Source organism: Halomonas sp. CKK8 (assembly GCF_029625235.1).
In the GTDB taxonomy this organism is placed as follows: domain Bacteria; phylum Pseudomonadota; class Gammaproteobacteria; order Pseudomonadales; family Halomonadaceae; genus Halomonas; species Halomonas ventosae.
On record NZ_CP121193.1, the window covers coordinates 599,541 to 620,791 of the forward strand.

A 21,251-nucleotide genomic window follows, 5' to 3' on the forward strand; every position below is an offset into this window, starting at 1 on the left:
GGCCGCTCGCTGGGCCGGGCAGCGCTGCCCGTCAGGCCTCGAGCCGGGTCACCCGGATCGGCATGCCCTGGCGCACGGCGGCGCCGCTGATGGGCTCGAGCCAGGTGCCGTCCACGCTGCGAGTCGGGTCCTTGAAGCCCAGGTCGTTGATGTTGATGCCGGCGCGCAGCCACTCGAGGTCGGGCTGGGACTCGCCGTCGATCACGTGGGGGGTGGCCCCCAGGTCGCGGTGGCCATAGCCGTGCTCGATGCCCAGGGCCCCCGGCATCACCCCCTCGCCGACCAGTGCCAGGGCCACCACACTGCCGCCGGGGCTCTCGATGCGGATGGTATCACCGTGAGTGATGCCGAAGCGCTCGGCGTCCTGGCGGTGCATCATCACCGGGTTGTAGGGCTTGATCATGCGCAGCCGCTCGAGGCCGATGGCGTAGGAGTTCATCAGGTTGGACTTGAACGAGAACGCCAGCAGCGGCCACTCCTCCTCGGTGAACACCTCGCGCATGGCGCGGCCGTCGGCCAGCGGCGGCAGGCCGTGGCGGGGCACGCCGCGGTTGGGCTCGCCGGTCTGGGTGTTGATGCTGGTGCCCACCTGCTCGTTGTAGACGCACAGGGTGCGCTTCCAGGCGCTGGTGAGGTTCTCGCCCTTGAAGTGGTCCTTGAAGTCCTCGAAGCGCCCGCCGCGGGCGTAGAGGTAGGCCACCGGGCCGCGCTCCTCGGGCTTGAGGGTGCGCTCGAGGCGTGGCAGCAGGGGCGCGATCCCCCCATGGGCGATATCGCTCTCGTCGGCGTCGGGCAGCGGCTCGCCCTGCATGGCGACGTTGGCGGCGGCGCGCAGGAAGAAGTCCTCGGCGCGGTTCAGCGGGTGCAGGTTGCCGTCGGCGTCGGGGATCGCGCCCTCGCCGAAGCCGGGCAGCCCCAGGCGCTTGGCGGTGGCGATGAAGAAGCTCTCCATGGAGACCGGCTCGCCTTCCTCGGTCTTCTGCTGGCGCGGCTCCACCACCGGCCAGCAGGCGGTGGTCATCCTGCCCAGGGCGCCCTTCCAGGCGCCGGTGAAGCCCCACACCTCGTACATCACCGAGTCCGGCACGATGTAGTCGGCGTAGCGGTTGGTCTCGTTGAGGAAGCCGTCGACGGCCACGTAGAGCCCCAGGCGCTTCGGGTCCTTGAGCTTGTCGGCGATCAGCGCCTCCAGGCCCGCCTGGCCGTAGATGGGGTTGGCCATGCAGCCGATCACCGCCTTGATCGGGTAGGGGTAGCCATCCAGCGCCGAGGGCAGGTGCTCGGTCAGCGTCGGCGGTGCCAGCGAGCGCCAGGGGGCGCGGGCGGGGTAGGGGTTCTCCCCGGCTGCCACCTTGCGCTGGTACTCAGAGGACTTCTCGTAGGGGAAGCGCGAGCGGGAGAGGAAGACCCCCTGGGGGCCGCGCTTGCCCGGGAAGTTCGCCAGGTCATAGCGGGGGCCTTCGCCCACGCCGTTGAACTGGCCGCCGCCCGGGGCGCTGCCGCCCTTGCGGTTGTGGTTGCCGGCCAGCACGTTGAGCATCTGCATGCCGAAGGCGGCGTAGAAGCCGTTGCCGGACATCATCCCGCCATGGGAGTTGGTCACCGCGCGACGGCCGTGGCTGGCGAAGCGAGTGGCCAGGTCGACGATGGTGGCCTCGGGGATGCCGCAGTGCTCGGCATACTCGGCCAGGGTGTACTCGTTGGCGGACTCTCGCAGCAGCACCATGCTGCTCTTGACCCGCACGTTCTCGCCAGGCCCTTCCTCAAGACCAGCGAGTTCGACGTCGCGGTCGACGAAAAGCTCTGCGGCCATGGCGTCGGTACTCTTCGCCAGCTCGCCGTCGGCCACCACCATGGGCACGTCGGCATCGCTTTCCGCCTCGGCCAGGCCCAGGTCGCTGGCGCGCAGGAAGCGGCCGCGGCGCGGATGGTCCTCGGCGGTGATCACCAGGTGGGTGGCGTTGGTGTGGGTCGCTTCATTGGCGGCGTCCGCGGCGGGCTGGCCGGGCAGCGCCAGGAACTCCTTCGCGTAACCCTCGTGGTCGAGCAGCCACTGGATCATGGCCATGGCCAGGGCGCTGTCGGTGCCCGGGCGGATCGGCACCCAGCGGTTGTGGTCGGCGGCATGGGAGGCCGAGGCGTTGAGGCCCGGATCCACCACCACGTAATCCAGGCTGCCCTCTGCGCGCGCCTGGGCGATCAGCCGCCCCTGGCGCTTGAAGGGGTTGCCGGCCTGGCTGGGGGCGGTGCCCACGTAGAGGATGAAGTGGGCGTTCTGGATGTCCGGCTTGGTGTGGGCGTTCTTGGCCAGGTCATCCATCACCGCGCCGGAACCCATGCGATAGGCCAGGCCGCAGTAGGAGCCATGGTGGCCGTAGTTGCGGGTGCCGAAGGCGTTGAAGGCGAAGCGCTTGAGCAGTGCCGAGCGGCCGTAGTCGGTGGCCTCCATCACCATCAGCTGGTTGGCCTTTGGGCCGTACTCGGGGTTCTCCGGGTCGATGGGGGTGTCGAGGTCGTGGATGGCGCGCAGCCCGTCCACGTGGCCCTCGCCGAACAGGTCGCCGCCCTCGCAGATCTCCTCGATGACCTGCTCGAAGGGTACCTTCTCCCATTCACGGCTGCCGCGCCTGCCCACCCGCTTGAGGCAGTGGGTGACGCGGAAGGGGCTGTCGATCTGCGCCATCATGGCGTTGCCCCGGGCGCAGGCGGTGGAGCGGTTCTGCTGGCCCTGGTCGCCGAAGGCGCTGACGCTGCGCAGCGCCTCGACCACCGGGGTGCGCATGGGGAGGTGCTCGTCGGCGGAGAGCGGGTGGTAGGGGTTGCCGGCCACGCGCAGCACCTGGTCGGTATCGTTGTCGACGCGTACCCGCACGCCGCACTTGGTGGTGCAGCCGTAGCAGACGGTGAAGGCCACGCGCTGGTCCGGGTTGAGGGTCAGCTCGCCGCTCGCGGGGTCGACGGTGTATTCCGGCGCCAGGGAGTTGCCGTGGATGCGGTGCTCGGGCGTCTCGCCGGCGCTGCCGGTGACGCCCTTGCCCATCTTGATCAGCGGGTCGGAGTAGCCGGCGGCGAAGGTGGCGGCGCCGCCGGCAGCGACGGCGCCCTTGAGGAAGCGGCGACGTGAGGTGTCGGGTGACTTAGCCATGACGGAGGGCTCCTTCGACGTCAGTGTGGTCGGGTGCGGCAGGGGAGGCGTCGGCGGCGCTGCCGCCCTGGATGGCCTGGCGCCACGGCACGAAGAGGTCGATCAGCAGGAGGGCGGCGAGCCACAGGCCGAAGGTGCCGACGATGCCGAGGATGCCGGAAGAGCCGGCGGGAATGCCGTAGTGGTGGAAGCCGGCGCTGTGGCGGGCCACGGTCTGCACGTCCATCAGCACCACCCAGCGGAACATCCAGCCCACGTGCAGGGCCACCAGGCCGAGCACCCAGGCCCAGGCATGGAGCGCCGGGCGGCGTGAGGCGGGGCGGGTGAGCAGGGTGAGCACCGCGCCGAACAGCACCAGGCCGGTGAGGCCGCCCCAGATCGCGGTGCTGCGCCACTCGGCGCTGTCGCGCACGGATTCCATGGCGGCGGCCACCGAGCCGACGTTGGCGTTGATGCCGTCGAGGAACCAGCTGCCGGCGACGAGTCCCGCGACCAGGCAGGCGCCCAGCATCACCTTGAGCATCTGCCGATTGACCGCCGTGCTGCGCTCACCGGCCACGCGGTTGAGCACCAGGATGAGGCCGGTGGCGGCGATGAAGCCGGTGGCCACAAACATCGGCGGCAGCCACACGGTGTGCCAAAGCGGGCGGGCCTTGACGATGGCCACCTCGGCGCCGGTGTAGAGCATGATACCGGTGGAGAGGGCGAGGGTACCGAGGCCCACCAGCACCAGCAGGGCGCGCGGCGTGGGGGCGTCGCCCAGCGACAGCCAGCGGGCCACGAAACCGGCAATGCCGGGGGCCTGGCGATGGGCCTGCAGCGCCGGGCGCCAGGCGAGCCAGGCCAGCACGATGACGCCGACCACGTAGAGGGGCAGCACCAGGCTGCCGACGGACATCCAGGAGTGGCTGTTGGCGTAGGCGTAGAAGTGCCAGAAGCGCAGCGGCTGGTGCAGGTCGGCGAGCAGCGCCACCGGCGCCACCAGGGTGGTGGTGAGGCAGGCGAGCAGGGCCAGGCGCGCGGTGGGCAACCAGGCCTTCTTGCCGAACACCAGCGCCGGGGCGGCCAGCCACAGGGTGGCGTAGGAGAGGGCAATCATGAAGAAGTACTGCACCGCCCAGGGGTACCAGGCGATGTCGTAGCGCGGGGCGAGCAGCTCAATGGCGGAATTCATAGCCCATCTCCTTGCCGTGGGGATCGAGGACGTCCAGGGCGACCGGCTCGGCGTCGGGGCGAGTGACGAAGCGCTCGTCCATGCCGAGGTAGAAGACCTGGGGCAGGGTGTTCTTCTCGGGCTGCAGCACCATCAGCTCGTCCCGGTGCTCGTCGATCATGCGGCTGATCTGGCTCTCGGGGTCGCGCATGTCGCCGATGATCCGCGCGCCGCCCACGCAGCTCTCCACGCAGGCCGGCAGCAGGCCCGCCTCCAGGCGGTGGGCGCAGAAGGTGCACTTGTCGGCGGTCTGGGTGCGCTCGTTGATGAAGCGGGCATCGTAGGGGCAGGCGTTGACGCAGTAGGCGCAACCCACGCAGCGGTCGCTGTCCACCACCACGATGCCGTCCTGGCGCTGGAAGGTGGCCTCCACCGGGCATACCGGCACGCAGGGCGGGTTCTCGCAGTGGTTGCACAGTCGCGGCAGCATGAAGGTGGCGACCTCGCCGGTCTCCTGGTGCGCCACCTCGTACTGGGAGACGGTGGTGCGGAAACTGCCCAGCGGGGCGGCGTTCTCGATATGGCACGACACGGTGCAGGCCTGGCAGCCGATGCACTGGCGCAGGTCGATGAGCATCCCGTAGCGCTTGCTGGGGTCGCCTTCGCGACGGGGCGGCTGCTGGTTGATGCCGGCGCTGGCGATGCTCGAGAGCGGCACCATCGCGGCGCCCGCGCTGAGGCGGGCCAGCTGGCCGAGCAGGGTGCGGCGAATGGGGTCCATGGCGCCTCCGGTGGCCTGGGTGGGGCGGAGTCTCCGCCCGAGGGACAAGGGTTGATACCGGAAGGCTACCTGCTACCAAGGTCTAGGCACTTGACGCCGATCAAGAGATCGTTAGCAAGCTCTTAATCCTGGCATAATGTTCATTCAAGTCATTGAGGAAAAGGGACTTTCTGACGTCCTGGCAGGCAAGAAAAAACGCCCCGCCGGGAAGGCGGAGCGTTCGCTGTTCGTCATCGTGTCGGCCTCCCGCGGGAGGGGGCGATCAGGGCGGTGAGCCGCTCGGGTCGATGGTGCGATAGACGAGGCGGAGCTCGTCCACGGAGAGATGCTCCAGCTTCCCCGAGAGAAGGTCGCTGATCTTCTGCATCGGCAGGCCTGCGCGGCGGGCGATTTCCTTGCTGCCCAGGTCTGACACGGCGATCAGCCGCGTGATGATGCGCATGAGGCGTGTACGTTTTTCCAGGTCCCTGACATCGAGGTCAGGGCAGCTTCGCGGGGGGTCGGTGAGTTCCGCGTGGGCGGTGTGACGTGCCGTGCTCATGATGCTCCAGTGGGCGGTTTCGACAGCCACACTATGGGGTCTATCCGACGATTTTGCCAGTATCGATTCGGTGATTCTTTGGTGTGAGAAGAGGCACTGTCGCGGGGTTGCTGCCCGGGGCAGGGTGTGCAGAATATCGAACCTTCCGGGCGGTCCGGCCGAGGGCCGGCATATGGCGCCAGCGGCAGATTCTTGATGCACATATCCTCATATTAAGGGGCTTGCATCGTCCTGACCTGACGGGGATTCCTCGACTGTCATGGGCCAGTTGCGACAAATGTCTAGGCTCCGGGTGTTCAATATTCCTTGAACGTTTGTCCTTCGTTTACTATTTTTGTCGATGTTTTTAGGAAAAATCTTACATCATCACAATCGACAACCGACGAGAAGAGGCAGACATGAACAACGAGACGTCCACGGAGACGCACCTGACGCGAGTCCTTGCCCGCAAGGACGTGCTGGCCCTGGCCTTCGGCGCCATGATCGGCTGGGGCTGGATCGTGCTGACCGGCAGCTGGATCCAGTCGGCCGGCAGCCTGGGGGCGATCACCGCCTTCCTGATCGGCGGGCTGATCATCGTGCTGGTGGGCCTGACCTATGCCGAGCTGGCCTCGGCGATGCCCCAGGTCGGGGGCGAGCACGTCTACAGCTACCGGGCCATGGGGCACTTCGCCTCCTTCCTCTGCACCTGGGCCATCACCCTGGGCTACGTGAGCGTGGTGGCCTTCGAGGCCGTGGCGCTGCCCACCGTGGTGGAGCACCTCTTCCCGAACTACGCCGTGGGCCAGATGTGGAACATCGCCGGCTGGGACGTGAAGGCCACCTGGGTCGCCGTCGGCGTGGCGGGGTCGGTGCTGATGATGTGGATCAACTACATCGGCGTGCGTACCGCCGCCCTGGTGCAGAAGGTGGTGACCCTGCTGATCCTGGCGGTGGGCATCCTGTTCATCACCGGGGCCCTGTTCCAGGGCAGTACCGAGACCATGCAGCCGCTGTTCAGCGTCGAGGAGGGCGTGATGGGCGGCATCATGATGGTGATCATCATGGTGCCCTTCATGTTCGTCGGCTTCGACGTCATCCCCCAGGCCGCCGAGGAGATCAACCTGCCGTTCCGCGAGATCGGCCGGGTGCTGATGATCTCGGTGATCCTGGCGGTGTTCTGGTACTCCTTCATCATCCTGGGCACCGCGCTGATGCTCGATCCCGAGGCGCTGGGCGCGAGCTCCCTGGCGGTGCCGGATGCCATGCAGGCGGCCTTCCAGGCGCCCTGGGCCGGCAACCTGATGATCCTGGCCGGTATCGCGGGCATCATCACCAGCTGGAACGCCTTCTACATCGGCGGCTCGCGGGCCATCTACGCCCTGGCGCACTCCGGCATGCTGCCGGCCTTCCTGGCCAAGCTGCACCCGAAGCATCGCACCCCGACCAACGCCATCCTGGTGATGGGGGCGCTCTCCTCCCTCGCGCCCTTCTTCGGCCGCCAGGCGCTGGTCTGGCTGGTGGTGGCCGGTGGCCTGGGCATCGTCATCGCCTACCTCTTCGTGGCGCTCTCCTTCGTGGTGCTGCGCCGGCGCGAGCCGGAGATGACGCGCCCCTTCCGGGTCCGCCGTGGCAAGACCGTGGGGGCCCTGTCGGTGATCCTGTCGGTGGTGCTGATCGGCATGTACCTGCCGGGCAGCCCCTCGGCGCTCTCCACCATCGAGTGGTTCATGTTCGCCGGCTGGATGGCGATCGGCCTGGTCCTCTATGCCTGGTCGCGTAACCGCTATGGCGTCGCCTACAGCGACACCATGATGAAGCGCGAGCTGGCCGGCGCGGATCCCTATCCCGGTCGCTGATCCCTGGTGCGACAGACGGCCGCCCCGGGAGTCCCGGGGCGGCCATCGACGACAGGACGTAAAGGATGGCCACTGGCCGTCCTTTATTTTTGACAAAAACAAAAAATATAGATATTTTTAGATTGTGTCCACGTAACGCCATGGAGCCCCTGACATGACCGTACTGACCCAGCTTCCCGAGACCGCCATGCCCCTGCCTGCCGACATCCGCGGCTTCACGCTGTCCCCCTCCGCCCAGTCGCCGCGCCTGCTGCAGCTGACCGTCAGCCGCGAGGTCGTCGAGGCCTTCCTCGAGGCCGTCGCCGAGTGGCCGGTGCAGGCCCTGGAGTACAAGTCCATGCTGCGCTTCCGCGTGGCGAAGATCCTCGACGACCTGTGCGACAACACCCTGCAGCCGGTGCTGGTCAACACCCTCGTGGATCGCGCCACCGGTGGCTTCCAGGTGGTTCCCGAAGGGCTCGACTCCGTCGAGCAGGCCGACGAGATGGTCAAGTTCGCCACCGCCGTGGCGCACCTGATGGGGCGTTCCAACTACGACGCTATGAGCGGCCAGTACTATGCCCGCTTCGTGGTCAGGAACGTCGATGACTCCGACTCCTACCTGCGCCAGCCACACCGCGTGATGGAACTGCACAACGACGGCACCTTCGTCGAGCAGGACACCGACTACGTGCTGATGATGAAGATCGACGAGCAGCACATGGAGGGCGGCAACTCCCTGCTGCTGCACCTGGACGACTGGGAGGGGCTGGAGCGCTTCTACCACCATCCGCTGGCGCGTCGGGCGATGCGCTGGACCGCGCCGCCCAGCAAGAACGTCGCCAAGGACATCTACCATGCGGTCTTCGACGTGGACGCCAGCGGCCTGCCGATCATGTCCTACATCGACCAGTTCGTGCAGCCCAAGGACTTCGAGGAGGGCAACTGGCTGACCGACCTCTCCGACTCGCTCGAGAACAGCCCGGCGATCCTCTCGGTGCCGAACCCGGTGGGCAGCTTCCTGCTGATCAACAACCACTTCTGGCTACACGGCCGGGATCGCTTCACGCCCCACCCGGAGCTGCGCCGCGAGCTGATGCGCCAGCGGGGCTACTTCACCCATGCCAAGACCCTGCGCAACCCGCGCCAGGCTTGAGCAGAGCGAGCCGAGGCGCCGCGACCCGACCGACGGGTTAGACTGACGAGGCCACGCCGTGACCACGGCGTGGCCGTCTCATGGGAGGAGCGAGGACGGCATGTACGATTTCATCATCATCGGCGGCGGCATCCTGGGCATGTCCACCGCCATGCAGCTCAAGCAGGCCTATCCGGATCGCCGCATGCTGGTGGTGGAGAAGGAGCGCGAGGCGGCGTGCCACCAGACCGGCCACAACAGCGGCGTGATCCACGCCGGGGTCTACTACACGCCAGGCAGTCTCAAGGCGCGCTTCTGCCTGGAGGGCAACCGCGCCACCAAGGCCTTCTGCGAGGCCCACGCCATCCCCTACGACAGCTGCGGCAAGCTGCTGGTGGCCACCAACGACCTGGAGATGCAGCGCATGCAGGCGCTGTGGGAGCGCACCGAGGCCAACGGCCTCACGCGCGAGTGGCTGGGCCCCGAGGCGCTCGCCGAGCGAGAGCCCAACATCACCGGGGTCGGCGGCATCTTCGTGCCCTCCAGCGGCATCGTCGACTACGCCGCGGTGACCCGGGCCATGGCCGCCGAGTTCGAGCGGATGGGCGGCGAGGTCCGCTACGGGGCGAAGGTGACCGCCCTGGAGGAGCGGCGCCAGGAAGTGGTGGTGACCACCGGCGCCGGCGAGTTCACCGGGCGCTATCTCGTGACCTGCTCGGGGCTGATGGCCGACCGGGTGGTGCGCATGCTGGGCCAGGATCCCGGCTTCACCATCTGTCCCTTCCGCGGCGAGTACTATCGGCTGCCGGAAAAGCACAACGACATCGTCAACCACCTGATCTACCCGATCCCCGATCCCTCCATGCCCTTCCTGGGCGTGCACCTGACGCGGATGATCGACGGCTCGGTCACCGTGGGCCCCAATGCGGTGCTGGCCTTCAAGCGCGAGGGCTATCGCCGGCGCGACGTGTCCCTCGGTGACATGGCGAGGATGTTCAGCGACCCGGGCATCCTCAAGGTGCTGGGACGCAACCTGAAACCGGGCCTCACGGAAATGAAGAACTCGCTGCACAGGCGAGGTTACCTTGAGCTGGTGCGCAAGTACTGCCCGAGCCTCGGCCTGGAGGACCTGGGGCCCTACCCGGCCGGGGTGCGGGCCCAGGCGGTGTCCCGCGACGGCAAGCTGGTGGACGACTTCCTGTTCGTCAACACGCCGCGCACCGTCAACGTGGGCAATGCGCCCTCGCCGGCGGCCACCTCGGCGATCCCTATCGGCGCCCATATCGTCGACAAGGTGAAGGCGCTGGTCGAGGCGTGAGGCGAGGATTCGACCTTGGGGGAATTGCCGAAAATCCCGAGGAACGTAGAAATAGTGGTATTGGGTTCTCACGCAGCGACCGTGCTAGCGTGAGGTGGGGCGCCACGAGATGCCGGCGCCGAGACACTCCACAATAAACCTGGTTCCAGGACCGGAGGATTGCCATGCGTTTCTTCAAGTACGCCGCCGCCGCCACGCTGCTGGCCACGGCCCCCCTGGCTGCCGCCCAGCAGCTCTCCATCGCCACCGGCGGTACCGGCGGTACCTACTATCCCTACGGGGGTGGCCTGGCCGAGCTGATCGGCAACCACATCGAGGGGGCCGAGGCCGTTGCCGAGGTCACTGGCGCCTCCGTGGAGAACATGGGGCTGGTGTGGCGCGGTGACTCCGACCTCGCCCTGGCGCTGGCCGACACCGTCTACCAGGCCTACAACGGTACCGGCGACTTCGAGGGCCGCCAGCTGGAGAATATCCGTGCGCTGGCCTCCATCTATCCCAACGCCGTGCAGATCGTCACCCTGGCCGATTCCGGCATCGAGTCGCTTTCCGACCTCGAGGGCAAGACGGTCTCCGTGGGCGCGCCGGGCAGCGGTACCGAGGTCAATGCCCAGGCACTGCTCGAGGCCAACGGCATCAGCTACGACGACTTCGACCCGCGGCGCCTGAACTTCAACGAGACCGCCGACGCCATCCGCGATGGCGACATCGATGCCGGCTTCTGGAGCGTGGGCCCGCCCACCAGCTCGATCATGAACCTGGCCACCACCCGCGACATCCGCCTGGTCGGCCTGAGCCAGGAGGAGATCGCCAAGGCCAAGGAGGCCGAGCCCGTCTTCGCCGCCTACAAGCTGAAGGCCGGCCTCTACGAGGGCATGGACGAGGCGGTGCAGAGCATCGGCATCCCCAACGTGCTGGCGGTGAGCAGCGAGATGGACGAGGAACTGGCCTACCAGATCACCAAGGTGCTCTTCGAGCAGACCGACGAGCTGATCGCCATCCACCCGGCGGCCAACGACACCACCGTGGAGTTCAGCGTGGAGTCGACCCCGATTGCCTTCCATCCGGGGGCGCTGCGCTACTACGAGGAGGTGGGCGCCGAGATCCAGGACCACCAGCGCCGCTGAGGCGATGCGTGATTCGCGCCTGAAAGCAGGGCGGGCCTGGCTGCCCGCCCTGCTGCTTTGTGTGGGCCTGGCGGCCGGTAGCCCGGCAGTCGCGGCCGACCTGGTCCGGCTGGAGGTGCTGGACGCCGAGGGCGAGCGCCTGGTGAGCCTGCCGATGCCCGAAGGGGAGGGCTGGTGCCTGGAGTGGAACCACTCGGTCGAGGGGTTCCCGGTGCTGGACTGCTATCGCCACCGTGAGGGGCGCATGGTGCTTGAGCGCAGCCACCTGCCCGACTTCGCGGCGGGGCTCGACCATATCCCCGGGCGCGGTCGCCAGGTTTCCGACGGCGAGGGCGGCTACTGGATCGAGGCGATCGACGAGCCGGTACCCGGCAATGCCTATCGGCTGCGGGTGGGCGCCATGCGCGTCGACCACCGCCTGGTGGTGGACGGCGAGCGCATCAGCCTGAGCGGACTGGCCGCGAACCGGCGAGTGACGATCCGCCTGACCTCGGCTGCCGCTTCCCCTGACTGAACGACAACCCTTCGAGAGAACCACGATGAGCGATTCGGGTACCTCCCCCATCATTCCCGGCAGCCAGGCGAACCATTCCCGCCCGGTGCTGTGGCTGATCTCCCTGGTGGCGGTGGGACTGTCACTGTTCCAGCTCTACTCCGCCGGCATCCAGCCGCTGGGCCTCTTCTACCAGCGCAGCATCCACCTGATGCTGATCATGATGCTGGCCTTCCTGATGTTCCCGCTGCTGGGGCCGAAGCATGATCGGGGCCCGATCAGTGGCCTGATCGACGCAGTCTTCCTCGGCGGGGCGCTGGTCACCGGTGGCTACCTGGTGCTCTACCTCGACGAGATCATCAACCGCGCCGGCTTCTGGAGCCAGACCGACATCGTGGTCGGCTGCATCGCCACCGTCACCGTCCTCGAGGCGGCGCGCCGGGCGGTAGGCCTGGGCATGACCATCATCGGCGTGGTCGCGATCCTCTACGCCTTCGCCGGCCCGCGCGGCGAGCTGCCATGGCTCGGCCAGTTCCTGCCCGGCATCCTCGAGCACCGCGGCTACAACCTGGACCGCCTGGTGGGCCAGCTCTACCTGGGCCAGGAGGGCATCTTCGGCCTGCCCATGGGCGTGGCGGCCACCTACATCTTCATCTTCGTGCTGTTCGGTGCCTTCCTGGAGATCACCGGCGCGGGCAAGTTCTTCATCGACCTGGCCTATGCCGCCACCGGCCGCCAGCGCGGCGGCCCGGCCAAGGCGGCGGTGATCGCCTCGGCGGGCATGGGCTCGATCTCCGGCAGCGCCATCGCCAACGTGGTGACCACCGGGGCCTTCACCATCCCGCTGATGAAGCGCCTGGGCTACAAGCCCCACCAGGCCGGCGGCATCGAGGCGGCGGCCTCCACCGGCGGGCAGATCATGCCGCCGCTGATGGGCGCCGGGGCCTTCCTGATCGCCGAGTACACCCGGATGCCCTACCTCGAGGTGGTCAAGGTCAGCATCCTGCCGGCGATCATGTACTTCGCCACCGTCTACCTGTTCGTGCACATCATCGCCATCAAGCAGGGCATGCAGGGCATGGCGCGTTCGGAACTGCCCCAGATGCGCGACGTGATGGGGGCCGGCTGGCACTTCCTGCTGCCGCTGCTGGTGCTGGTGTGGCTGCTGGTGATGAACATGTCGCCGATGCGCGTGGGCTACTACGCCATCCTCACCATGCTGGCCGTGGCGGTGCTGCGTTTCGCGGTGTGGTTCCTGTTCATCGCGCCGCGTGAGGGACAGAAGGTGACCGGGGAGACGCTGCGCGAGGCGCTCAAGGCCGGGCTGGTCAAGCTGGTCGGCGGCCTGGAGCTGGGCGCGCGCAATGCCGTGGCCGTCTCCATGGCCTGCGCCGTGGCCGGCGTGATCGTCGGCGTGGTGGGCCTGACCGGGCTGGGGCTGAAGTTCTCCTCGATGATGATGGCCTTCTCCGGTGGCAACCTGCTGCTGGCGCTGGTGATGGTGCTGCTGGCCAGCCTGGTGCTGGGCATGGGGCTGCCGGTCACCGCCAGCTACATCGTGCTGATCGTGCTGGTGGGTCCGGCACTGACCGCCGAGTTCGGGGTGCCGCTGCTGATCGCCCACCTGGTGGTGTTCTGGTACTCCCAGGATTCCAACGTCACGCCGCCCATCGCGCTCGCAGGCTTCGCCGGCGCGGCGATCGCCGGGGCCAAGCCCATGGACACTGGCTTCCAGGCCTGGAAGTTTGCCAAGGGGCTCTACCTGATCCCGCTGTTCATGGTCTACAACCCGGAGATCATCATGGGCGGGCCGCTGCCCTTGCTGGTATGGACCGCGTTCATCGGCTTCCTGGCCCTGGGGGCCTTCGCCGCGGCCCTGGAGGGGTTCCTGTTCACCTGGATGTCCTGGCCGGTGCGCGTGGTGCTGCTGCCGGCGATCGTCGCGGCCTTCTATCCCAACCTGATGGTGGAAGTCGCCGGGGTGGCGGTGATGGTGTTGGGGCTGGCCGGCAACTGGCTGGCCAGCCGCCGCGAGGCAGGGGCAACAGCCGGCTGAGGGTTGCGGCCAGACGCGCAGGACCCGCCCGGGTTATCCGGGCGGGTCCTGCGCATTTCGGCCTGTCGGCTTACTGGGAAGTGGACGTTTCGGTCTCGGCGTCGACATCGGCCTCGGCTTCGGCCTCTGCGGCAGCCTCGTCATCCGCGGCCTCCAGGGCGTCGTCGGCTTCCTCCATCGCCTGTTCCGTCTCGTCGGCGGCCTCGTCCAGGGCCTCGCCAGCTTCCGCGGCGGCCTCGCTGGTTTCCTGAACGGCTTCGTCACCTGCGGCCTCCAGGTTGTCGCCGGCTTCCTCCGCCGCCTGTTCCGTCTCGGTGGCGGCCTCGTCCAGGGCGTCGCCGGCCTCGTCGGCGGCCTGTTCGGCCTCCGCTTCCGCAGCATCGGCGGCCTCGCCGGTGGCCTCGGCAGCTTCCTCGGCGGTCTCTTCAGCCGACTCGGCGGCCTGCTGGGCCTCCTGTTCGACCGTCTCTTCCTGCTGCGTGGCCTGGTCGGCCGGTTCGCTGTCGGAGTCGCAGCCGACGAGCAGCAGCGAGCCGGCCAGTGCCGTGGTGAAGATCAGTGAACGCTTCATGGTCAGTCTCCTTGAGGGTTTCCAGGTGGGCTTGTCCTTGCTGCCCCCTCACCATGACCCTAGCAAGCAAAGTCGCATCCAGCATGCAAGCGAGTGTCTCGATGCGGCGACAGCAGGGAGGGAGCAAGTGATTGTCCGAATGGTCAAGGTGACGGTGCAGGCCCGCAGCGCTAGAATGTCCGGCTTTCCTTTCCGCAGGTAGGCAGTCGCCGAGGAGCAGGCCATGCAGTCCGATACACAGGCGCCGAAGGTCGGCGTGATCATGGGGTCGAAGTCCGACTGGCCGGTGATGGAGCATGCCGTGGCGATGCTCGAGCGGCTTGGCGTGCCCTGCGAGACCCGGGTGGTCTCCGCCCACCGCACCCCGGACCTGCTCTTCGACTACGCCAAGGGCGCGGCCGAGCGGGGCCTGTCGGTGATCATCGCCGGTGCCGGCGGGGCGGCCCACCTGCCGGGCATGGTGGCTTCCCAGACGGCACTGCCGGTGCTCGGCGTGCCGGTGGAGTCCAAGGCGCTCAAGGGCCTGGACTCCCTGCTCTCCATCGTGCAGATGCCCGGCGGCATCGCCGTGGGCACGCTCGCCATCGGCAAGGCCGGCGCCACCAATGCGGGCCTTCTGGCCGCGCAGATCGTCGGCCTGCAGGATGCGACGGTGCGCTCCGCCGTGGAGGCGTTCCGTGCCGAGCAGACCCGGACGGTGCTCGACCATCCCGACCCCCGGCCCGACGAGTGAGGAGAGAACCATGAATATCGGCGTCCTGGGTGCCGGCCAGCTCGGCCGCATGCTGGCCCTCGCCGGCTACCCGCTGGCCAACCGCTTCACCTTCCTCGACACCACCGGCCACCCCAGCGCCGGCATCGGCGAGGTGGTCATCGATACCGACCGCAAGCACCTCGAGGCCTTCCTGGAGAAGGTCGACCTGGTCACCTACGAGTTCGAGCACCTGCCGGTCTCGCTGGTGCAGGCGATCGAGGAGGTCCGGCCGGTCTATCCCTCCAGCGAGGCGATCCGCGTCTGCCAGAACCGCGCCGAGGAGAAGGCGCTGTTCGACCGCCTGGGCATTCCCACCCCGGCCTACCGCCTGGTGGAACACGCCGACGAGCTGGAGGCCGCGGCCCGCGAGCTGGGCTGTCCGGTGGTGGCCAAGTCGGTCACCGAGGGCTACGACGGCAAGGGCCAGGCGGTGCTCAAGGACCCCAGCGAGGCCCATGACGCCTGGCGCGCGATCAACCATCCGCGGCTGGTCGTGGAGGCCTTCGTCGACTTCGTGCGCGAGGTGTCGATCATCGCCGTGCGCGGTCGTGACGGCGAGGTGGCCTTCTATCCCATGGCCGAGAACCAGCATGTGGACGGCATCCTGCGCTACTCCATCGCGCCCCTGCCGGACCTGGACGAGGGAGTCGAGCAGATCGCCGATGGCTACATCCGCGCCCTGCTCGATGAGCTCGACTACGTGGGCGTGCTGACCCTGGAGCTCTTCCAGTGCGCCGATGGCAGCCTGCTGGCCAACGAGATGGCGCCCCGGGTGCACAACTCCGGCCACTGGTCGATCGACGGCGCGGTGACCAGCCAGTTCGAGAACCACCTGCGCGCCATCCAGGGTCTGCCCCTGGGCGATACCTCGGCGCGGATGCCCACCTGCATGGTCAACGTGATCGGCCGAGAGGGCGACCCGGCGGCGATCCTCGCCCTGCCGGATGCCCACCTGCATCGCTACGACAAGAGCGAGCGCCCCGGCCGCAAGCTGGCCCACGTCAACCTGCTGGCGCCCACCCACGAGGCACTGCTGGAGCGGGTGCGGGCCTGCGCCGCCCTGCTGCCCGAGGCCCCCGAGCCCGCCTTCAGCTTCGAGTAGGCCGGGCTCAACTCCCGCCCATCATGAAGAAGGCCCCGCCAATGCGGGGCCTTCTTCATCGTGCCTGCATGAAACAAGGGGCAAGGCAGGGTGGGGGATCAGCTGGCCGTGCGGCGCCCCCTGAGTCCCACCAGGGCACACGCGACCCCGATCAGCACCATCACGGCGCTGACCCAGAAGGGGCTGTAGAAGGTGGTATAGACCTCCCAGCCCATCAGGCCGAGGACATCGGAGAACAGCGTCGGGGCACCGACGAGGTGGCCCCCCAGGGTGCCGGCGGCGGCGAAGAAGAGCCCGCCGATCAACGCGAGGAGCACCAGTACCCAGCGCCGTGCGCCGTCGAAGGTCGCACTGCCGGCCCGCCAGACCAGCACGGTCAGCATGGCGAAGATACCCAGCGACCAGAACGCCATCAGGATGTGGTTGCGCGCCAGGGGGCTGTGGGTGCTGGCCTCCAGTGGCCAGATAAGGAACCCCGTGACGATCGCGGCCAGCGCGCCGAGCAGGCTGAGCACCAGCACCGGCAGCAGGGCAGCGCGGCTGAGCTCGGCCATCCGGCCGGGCAGCAGGGCGCCGACCAGGATCATCAGGGTGGCGAGTGCCCAGAAGCCCAACGGGAAGTGGACGAGCATATGGTGCATGCCGGTCATGAGCGATCTCCTTGGCGAGTCATGCGGAAGGCGGGCAGCAGGGCAAGGGTCACGCCGAGCATGGCGATCAGGCCCGCTATGAGGGTCATCCACCAGCGCGAGGTGATGGCGTCGTTGAACTCCATCTCCACGCCGTAGAGCGCCAGCTGCTCCTCGCTGTGGCGCGCGCGTACCGGGGTGCCCTCGGCGATGTCCTCGGCACCGGCGTGGGCGCGGCTGATCAGCAGCGGCCAGTCCACCTGACCGGGGTAGAAGAGGGTCATGTCGAACCAGTCATCGCTCCAGGTGGGCGAACTGCCGGAGAAGCGCGTGGCCTGGAGGTCGGCCTCCCGCCCCAGCCCCAGGGAGTAGGGATGGGAGACATAGTGCCAACGGCTGCCGGTAGCGTTGCGGTAGACGGCGATGCCGATGTCGTAGATTCCCTGCTCGGCGAGGATCTTGTCATCCAGCGGGTTGCCGGTGTCCAGGTCGCGGACCAGGGTCACGTCCCAGTGGCCGTCCTCCCAGCGTGCCTGGCCGTGCACGGCGATGCTGCCCCGCGACCCCTCGGGCTGGCGCAGCAGGCGGCGAGGGATGACGTCGCCCTCCTGCCAGTCGTGGTCGGGGTCGAAGTCGGTCCGGTTCTGTTCCGACAGGTAGTAGAGGCCGTCGAAGTCGACGTCGCCGGATACCACGTCCTCCCAGCGCAGGGCGCGCTGGCCGGTCTGCTCGGGGTCGAGCATCCAGAGAGGCTGGTCGTTGTCGCCATCCCAGTTGGTGGTATAGGGCCCGGAGCCGGCATCGCTGTTGCGGTATTCACCGACCCACTGGTCGTCCGAGGCGCCGATGGGGTTGGAGCGCCCGGCACGCCAGTGCCAGAGGTCGAGGAAATAGCCGGCCTCGCGCTGGGCGGCGAGGACGTCGGCATCCGCGACGCTGCGCCAGTCATTCTGGTCGGTGCGGGTGGCGGGCAGGTACTTGCGGACATCGCTTTGCCCCAACTGCTGCCCGAGGTGGGGGTGCTCCGAGACCTCGGCCGGGCTGGCCGAGTCGCTGAAGAAGCGCATCCGGTCACCCACGGTGATGTAACCGCCGTAACGCCCGAACTCCGGGACGCCGCCGTCGTCCACCAGCATGGCGACCCTGTCCTCATAGGTGCCGTCAGGGTCGGGACCCGGCCGGGAGCTGCCGTGGCGGACCCACTCCCCATCCGTGTAGCGCAGCATGTCGTGGTAGACATGGGCCTGCTCGGCGGGCCAGCGGTAGCGGAAGTAGATCTGCTCCGCGTTATAGGCGGCCTGGACCTGCAGCGGCATGGTCAGCTCATCGGGGATCGAGATATTGCGCTCCGGGGCGTCCTCGACCACCCCGGTTCCCTGGGTGACCCAGGCGAGGCCCAGCGCGACAGGTAGCCCCAGGACCAGCCAGGGGGTGATGCCCTTGTCTTGACGTGCCATGTGATCTCCTGGATCAGGGAGTAAGGTGATGTGTCGGACCTTCAGTGTGGACCCTGGCTCGTGACTTCGTGTGACACAGGTCAAGCCGGGTGCGACAAGGCGCCACATCCGTGGATGGCGGGGCCTTCGGCGTATCTGGCCTGCCCCGGCTGACCAGGATCAAGGAAGCGTCGACTTGAGAGGCTTTCCATTGATCCCGGCACCGTCAGGAGAACAATGGGAGGACGACACCGGGGCAGGGGAGGGAAGATGCGACACCATCCAAGAGCGGGCGATCTCGCCCTGGCGGTGGCCGTGCTGCTGCCGCTGGGGGTGGCCCTGCCGCGGTTGGGCTGGCCGGCCACCGGTGCCGGCGACTGGCTGGCCTGGGCCGGCCATGCCACGGGGATCCTTGGGCTCGCGATGCTGCTGCTGGCGGGGGCGACCAGCATCCGGGTGCCGGGCTGGGACCGTCCCTTCGGAGGACTGGCCCGCCTCTGGCGCCTGCACCACGCCCTGGGCTTCGGCGCCTTCGTGCTGCTGATGGCCCACGCCCTGGCGCTGGCACTGGCGGCGGTGCCGCTGGGAGTGCCGGTGGCGGTGGACGTGCTCTTCCCGCCCTTGTCCCGAGGCCCCGTCTGGTTCGGCTGGCTGGCCTGGCTGGCGATGCTGCTGTTCCTCGCCCCCACCTTCGGCTTCTTCGGCCGGCCCCGCTACCAGACCTGGAAGCGTCTTCACCTGGTGTCGGCCGCGGCCCTGCTGCTGGCCCTGGCCCACGCCCTGCCGCTGGCGGGGGAGGCCTGGCCCTGGTGGCTGCTGGGGCTGGCCGGCCTGGCGGCCATCGCCTGGCGCAAGCTGGGCTCGCATCGGGCGCGGCTGGCCTATCGCATCGAGTCGGTGGAGCCCCTCGCCCGCGGGGTGGTGGAGCTGGTGCTCGCCCCTGAGGGGCGGCGGCTGGTTCACGAGCCAGGGCAGTTCGTCTACCTGGCCCCGCTGGACGAGACCCTGGCGGCCGGCCGCGGCGAGGAGCATCCCTATACCCTTGCCTCGGCCCCGGCCGATGAGCGCCTGCGCATCGGCATCAAGGACCTGGGCGATGCCAGCCATGCCCTGCAGTCGGTGACGCCGGGCTCGCTGGTGCAGGTCGAGGGCCCCTACGGTGACTTCTTCGGCCGCCACCCCACAGGGCGCCACCGGCTCTGGCTCGGCGGGGGCATCGGCATCACGCCCTTCATCGGCGGGGCCCGCGACCTGCTGGCCCGTGGGGCGGTGGAGGGGCAGGTGCTGCTGATCTACCTGGCCAACCGCCCGGAGCGGGCCTATTACCTGGAGGAGCTCGAGGCAATTGCCGAGCGGCTGGCGGGCTTCTCGGTGGTGGCGCACTACTACCTCGAGCGGGGTGCCCTGGATGCGGCCTTCCTCGCCGCGCACTGCCCCGACGTCGCCGAGCGGGAGATCCACCTCTGTGGCCCGCCGGCCATGAACGCCCACCTGAGGCGGCTGCTCGCCGGCCAGGGGGTGCCACGCTCACGCATCCATAGCGAGGTCCTCGATTTCCTGTGAACACCGTCGCCTACACTGCCTTCGTCGCCTTTCTCTCCAGCGTGCTGACCCTGGTCTCGATCCATGCGCTCTCCTCGCCGGACGCGACGGTGCCCGGCGACCCGGACGCCATCACCCGCGAGGAGCTGGCCCACCACGACAGCGCCGAGAGCTGCTGGAAGGCCATCCATGGCACGGTCTATGACGTCACCGGCTTCATTCCCGACCATCCGACCCCCGCGGCGGTGATGCTCGAGTGGTGCGGCCGCGATGCCAGCGAGGCCTGGGAGAACAAGCGCCCCGGTCGGCCCCACAGCAGCTTTGCCGAGGGCATGCTGGAGCGCTTCCGGATCGGCCGGCTGGTCGACTAGGCGGTTGCGTCGCCATGCTAGGCTGGACGCTCGACAACCTGCCCCGCGCGATCAAGGAAACGACACCGTGACGCTCCCTGACACACTCGCCTGGCTGCCCGTCGCCCCGAGCTTTGCCGCGAACAGCCTGATGCTGCTGGGGGTGATCCTCTCCACCAGCATCCTGGCTGACGTGGTGGCCAGCCGGACCTGCCTGCCGCGTATCTCGCTGCTGGTGATGGTGGGCGTGGGGGTGGCGTTCATCCAGCAGTGGGGCCTGGACCAGCCCGGTGCCCGGCCGCTGGATGGCCTGGCCGAACCGCTGATCCAAGTGGCACTGGTGATGGTGGCCTTCCTGCTCGGCGGCGAGCTGACCCTGGATCGGCTGCGCAGCACCGGTCCGCTGATCCTGATGGTCTCCATGTCGGTGATCCTGGCCGGGGTGCTGTCCGTCGGCCTCGGCCTGCTGGCACTGGGATTCCCGCTGGCGGTGGCGGTGTCGCTGGCGGCCATCTCCGTGGCCACCGACCCGGCGGCGGTCAGCGAGACGATCCATGAGAGTGGTGACAGCCGGCTGCGCGCCCGGCTGCTGCTGGGGATCGTCGCCATCGACGATGGCTGGGGCGTCCTGGCCTTCGGCCTGGCCATGGCGCTGCTCGGCTGGTGGCTCTCGGGAGATGGCGGCATGGCCCTGCTGCATGCGGTCTGGGAGCTGGGCGGGGCGATACTGCTGGGCACCGCGATCGGGCTGCCGGCCGCCTGGCTGACCGGCCGGCTGCGCCGGGGGGAGCCGACCCAGGTCGAGGCCGTCGCGCTGATCCTGCTGCTGGCCGGGACCTCGGCCTGGCTGGGGGTCTCGTCACTGCTGGCGGCCATGCTCGCCGGGACCCTGGTGGCCAACCTCTCCCGCCACCACACCCGCTCGTTCAACGAGATCGAGCACATCGAGTGGCCCTTCCTGGTGTTCTTCTTCGTGCTCTCGGGCGCGAGCATCGACCTCTACCGCCTGGACGAGGCGCTCGGCCTGACCCTGGCCTACATCCTGCTGCGCCTGGCGGGGCGCTACCTGGGCGGCATGCTCGGCGTGCGACTCGCCCGGCAGCGCCAGGCCGAACTGCCGGCAAACCTCGGCCTGGCGCTGACCCCCCAGGCCGGGGTGGCGATGGGCATGGCGCTGCTTGCCGCCGAACGCTTTCCCGAGCATGGCCCGGTGCTGCTCTCGGCGGTGGTGGCCTCGACCGTGGTCTTCGAGATCCTCGGGCCGCTGCTGGTCAGGCGGGTGCTCCGCTGACGGGCGCCGGCTG

Annotated in this window: 18 protein-coding genes; 11 read left to right on the forward strand and 7 right to left on the reverse strand. The window is 68.6% G+C overall.

All coding sequences use genetic code 11. The features are described 5' to 3' along the window. Positions 1-31: 31 nt before the first annotated feature. The 4 genes from P8934_RS02890 to P8934_RS02905 form a co-directional block, all read right to left on the reverse strand. Positions 32-3,145 (reverse strand): molybdopterin dinucleotide binding domain-containing protein, encoded by a 3,114-nt coding sequence (locus P8934_RS02890; RefSeq protein WP_278032841.1) that lies wholly within the window; start codon positions 3,143-3,145, stop codon positions 32-34. Then, a complete protein-coding gene (nrfD, locus tag P8934_RS02895) occupies positions 3,138-4,319 on the reverse strand; it encodes an NrfD/PsrC family molybdoenzyme membrane anchor subunit (RefSeq protein ID WP_278032842.1) in 1,182 nt (393 codons plus the stop codon). Before nrfD ends, P8934_RS02890 begins: the two co-directional genes overlap by 8 nt. Continuing rightward, on the reverse strand, positions 4,303-5,079 hold the full coding sequence (gene dsrO / locus P8934_RS02900; RefSeq protein ID WP_278032843.1) for a sulfate reduction electron transfer complex DsrMKJOP subunit DsrO: 777 nt from the start codon (positions 5,077-5,079) through the stop codon (positions 4,303-4,305). Before dsrO ends, nrfD begins: the two co-directional genes overlap by 17 nt. A gap of 262 nt (positions 5,080-5,341) precedes the next feature. Further along, a complete protein-coding gene (locus P8934_RS02905; RefSeq protein ID WP_106230791.1) occupies positions 5,342-5,620 on the reverse strand; it encodes an XRE family transcriptional regulator in 279 nt (92 codons plus the stop codon). A 398-nt stretch (positions 5,621-6,018) separates the two neighbouring features. On the opposite strand from P8934_RS02905, the gene P8934_RS02910 reads away from it, so the two are divergent. From P8934_RS02910 to P8934_RS02935, 6 genes are all read left to right on the forward strand, one after another. Then, positions 6,019-7,458: an APC family permease gene (locus tag P8934_RS02910; protein WP_278032844.1), complete on the forward strand. Its 1,440-nt coding sequence runs from the start codon at positions 6,019-6,021 to the stop codon at positions 7,456-7,458. A gap of 154 nt (positions 7,459-7,612) precedes the next feature. Beyond that, positions 7,613-8,593: a glutarate dioxygenase GlaH gene (gene glaH / locus P8934_RS02915; RefSeq protein ID WP_278032845.1), complete on the forward strand. Its 981-nt coding sequence runs from the start codon at positions 7,613-7,615 to the stop codon at positions 8,591-8,593. A gap of 100 nt (positions 8,594-8,693) precedes the next feature. Beyond that, positions 8,694-9,890: an L-2-hydroxyglutarate oxidase gene (gene lhgO / locus P8934_RS02920; protein WP_278032846.1), complete on the forward strand. Its 1,197-nt coding sequence runs from the start codon at positions 8,694-8,696 to the stop codon at positions 9,888-9,890. Positions 9,891-10,054: 164 nt separating this feature from the next. Then, positions 10,055-11,014 carry a TAXI family TRAP transporter solute-binding subunit gene (locus P8934_RS02925; protein WP_278032847.1) on the forward strand — a complete coding sequence of 320 codons (960 nt, stop codon included), beginning with the start codon at positions 10,055-10,057 and terminating at the stop codon, positions 11,012-11,014. A 4-nt stretch (positions 11,015-11,018) separates the two neighbouring features. Beyond that, positions 11,019-11,528, forward strand: coding sequence for a DUF1850 domain-containing protein (locus P8934_RS02930; protein WP_278032848.1), 510 nt, complete (start codon positions 11,019-11,021; stop codon positions 11,526-11,528). A gap of 25 nt (positions 11,529-11,553) precedes the next feature. Then, positions 11,554-13,563: a TRAP transporter fused permease subunit gene (locus P8934_RS02935; protein ID WP_278032849.1), complete on the forward strand. Its 2,010-nt coding sequence runs from the start codon at positions 11,554-11,556 to the stop codon at positions 13,561-13,563. A gap of 70 nt (positions 13,564-13,633) precedes the next feature. On the opposite strand, the gene P8934_RS02940 is transcribed toward P8934_RS02935, so the two are convergent. Beyond that, positions 13,634-14,134, reverse strand: coding sequence for a hypothetical protein (locus tag P8934_RS02940; protein WP_278032850.1), 501 nt, complete (start codon positions 14,132-14,134; stop codon positions 13,634-13,636). Between the two features lie 223 nt (positions 14,135-14,357). Between P8934_RS02940 and purE the strand changes: the two genes are divergently transcribed. Further along, on the forward strand, positions 14,358-14,867 hold the full coding sequence (gene purE, locus P8934_RS02945; RefSeq protein WP_278032851.1) for a 5-(carboxyamino)imidazole ribonucleotide mutase: 510 nt from the start codon (positions 14,358-14,360) through the stop codon (positions 14,865-14,867). Between the two features lie 10 nt (positions 14,868-14,877). After that, a complete protein-coding gene (locus P8934_RS02950; RefSeq protein WP_278032852.1) occupies positions 14,878-15,990 on the forward strand; it encodes a 5-(carboxyamino)imidazole ribonucleotide synthase in 1,113 nt (370 codons plus the stop codon). 98 nt (positions 15,991-16,088) lie between these two features. Here P8934_RS02950 and P8934_RS02955 read toward each other — a convergent pair whose 3' ends face one another. Further along, positions 16,089-16,640, reverse strand: a complete 552-nt coding sequence (locus P8934_RS02955) for a DUF2231 domain-containing protein (protein ID WP_278032853.1) — start codon at positions 16,638-16,640, stop codon at positions 16,089-16,091. Beyond that, positions 16,637-18,076 (reverse strand): ethylbenzene dehydrogenase-related protein, encoded by a 1,440-nt coding sequence (locus P8934_RS02960; protein ID WP_278032854.1) that lies wholly within the window; start codon positions 18,074-18,076, stop codon positions 16,637-16,639. Before P8934_RS02960 ends, P8934_RS02955 begins: the two co-directional genes overlap by 4 nt. Before the next feature lie 249 nt (positions 18,077-18,325). Here P8934_RS02960 and P8934_RS02965 point away from each other — a divergent pair, with 249 nt between their 5' ends. The 3 genes from P8934_RS02965 to P8934_RS02975 all read left to right on the forward strand — a co-directional run bounded on the left by P8934_RS02965 (position 18,326) and on the right by P8934_RS02975 (position 21,238). Then, positions 18,326-19,618, forward strand: a complete 1,293-nt coding sequence (locus P8934_RS02965; protein WP_278032855.1) for a ferric reductase-like transmembrane domain-containing protein — start codon at positions 18,326-18,328, stop codon at positions 19,616-19,618. After that, positions 19,615-19,968, forward strand: a complete 354-nt coding sequence (locus tag P8934_RS02970; protein ID WP_278032856.1) for a cytochrome b5-like heme/steroid binding domain-containing protein — start codon at positions 19,615-19,617, stop codon at positions 19,966-19,968. The genes P8934_RS02965 and P8934_RS02970 overlap by 4 nt, the downstream gene beginning before the upstream one ends. Before the next feature lie 67 nt (positions 19,969-20,035). Next, the gene (locus tag P8934_RS02975; RefSeq protein ID WP_278032857.1) at positions 20,036-21,238 is read left to right on the forward strand and encodes a cation:proton antiporter; all 1,203 of its coding nucleotides are present in this window, start codon (positions 20,036-20,038) and stop codon (positions 21,236-21,238) included. Positions 21,239-21,251: the final 13 nt, after the last annotated feature.

Coding starts and splice junctions, on each gene's coding strand:
- lhgO (WP_278032846.1), top strand. CDS start 8,694: ATGTACGATTTCATCATCATCGGCGGCGGCATCCTGGGCATGTCCACC.
- dsrO (WP_278032843.1), bottom strand. CDS start 5,079: ATGGACCCCATTCGCCGCACCCTGCTCGGCCAGCTGGCCCGCCTCAGC.
- P8934_RS02930 (WP_278032848.1), top strand. CDS start 11,019: ATGCGTGATTCGCGCCTGAAAGCAGGGCGGGCCTGGCTGCCCGCCCTG.
- P8934_RS02905 (WP_106230791.1), bottom strand. CDS start 5,620: ATGAGCACGGCACGTCACACCGCCCACGCGGAACTCACCGACCCCCCG.
- P8934_RS02955 (WP_278032853.1), bottom strand. CDS start 16,640: ATGACCGGCATGCACCATATGCTCGTCCACTTCCCGTTGGGCTTCTGG.
- P8934_RS02890 (WP_278032841.1), bottom strand. CDS start 3,145: ATGGCTAAGTCACCCGACACCTCACGTCGCCGCTTCCTCAAGGGCGCC.
- P8934_RS02965 (WP_278032855.1), top strand. CDS start 18,326: ATGCGACACCATCCAAGAGCGGGCGATCTCGCCCTGGCGGTGGCCGTG.
- P8934_RS02935 (WP_278032849.1), top strand. CDS start 11,554: ATGAGCGATTCGGGTACCTCCCCCATCATTCCCGGCAGCCAGGCGAAC.
- P8934_RS02910 (WP_278032844.1), top strand. CDS start 6,019: ATGAACAACGAGACGTCCACGGAGACGCACCTGACGCGAGTCCTTGCC.
- P8934_RS02960 (WP_278032854.1), bottom strand. CDS start 18,076: ATGGCACGTCAAGACAAGGGCATCACCCCCTGGCTGGTCCTGGGGCTA.
- glaH (WP_278032845.1), top strand. CDS start 7,613: ATGACCGTACTGACCCAGCTTCCCGAGACCGCCATGCCCCTGCCTGCC.
- P8934_RS02940 (WP_278032850.1), bottom strand. CDS start 14,134: ATGAAGCGTTCACTGATCTTCACCACGGCACTGGCCGGCTCGCTGCTG.
- purE (WP_278032851.1), top strand. CDS start 14,358: ATGCAGTCCGATACACAGGCGCCGAAGGTCGGCGTGATCATGGGGTCG.
- nrfD (WP_278032842.1), bottom strand. CDS start 4,319: ATGAATTCCGCCATTGAGCTGCTCGCCCCGCGCTACGACATCGCCTGG.
- P8934_RS02950 (WP_278032852.1), top strand. CDS start 14,878: ATGAATATCGGCGTCCTGGGTGCCGGCCAGCTCGGCCGCATGCTGGCC.
- P8934_RS02925 (WP_278032847.1), top strand. CDS start 10,055: ATGCGTTTCTTCAAGTACGCCGCCGCCGCCACGCTGCTGGCCACGGCC.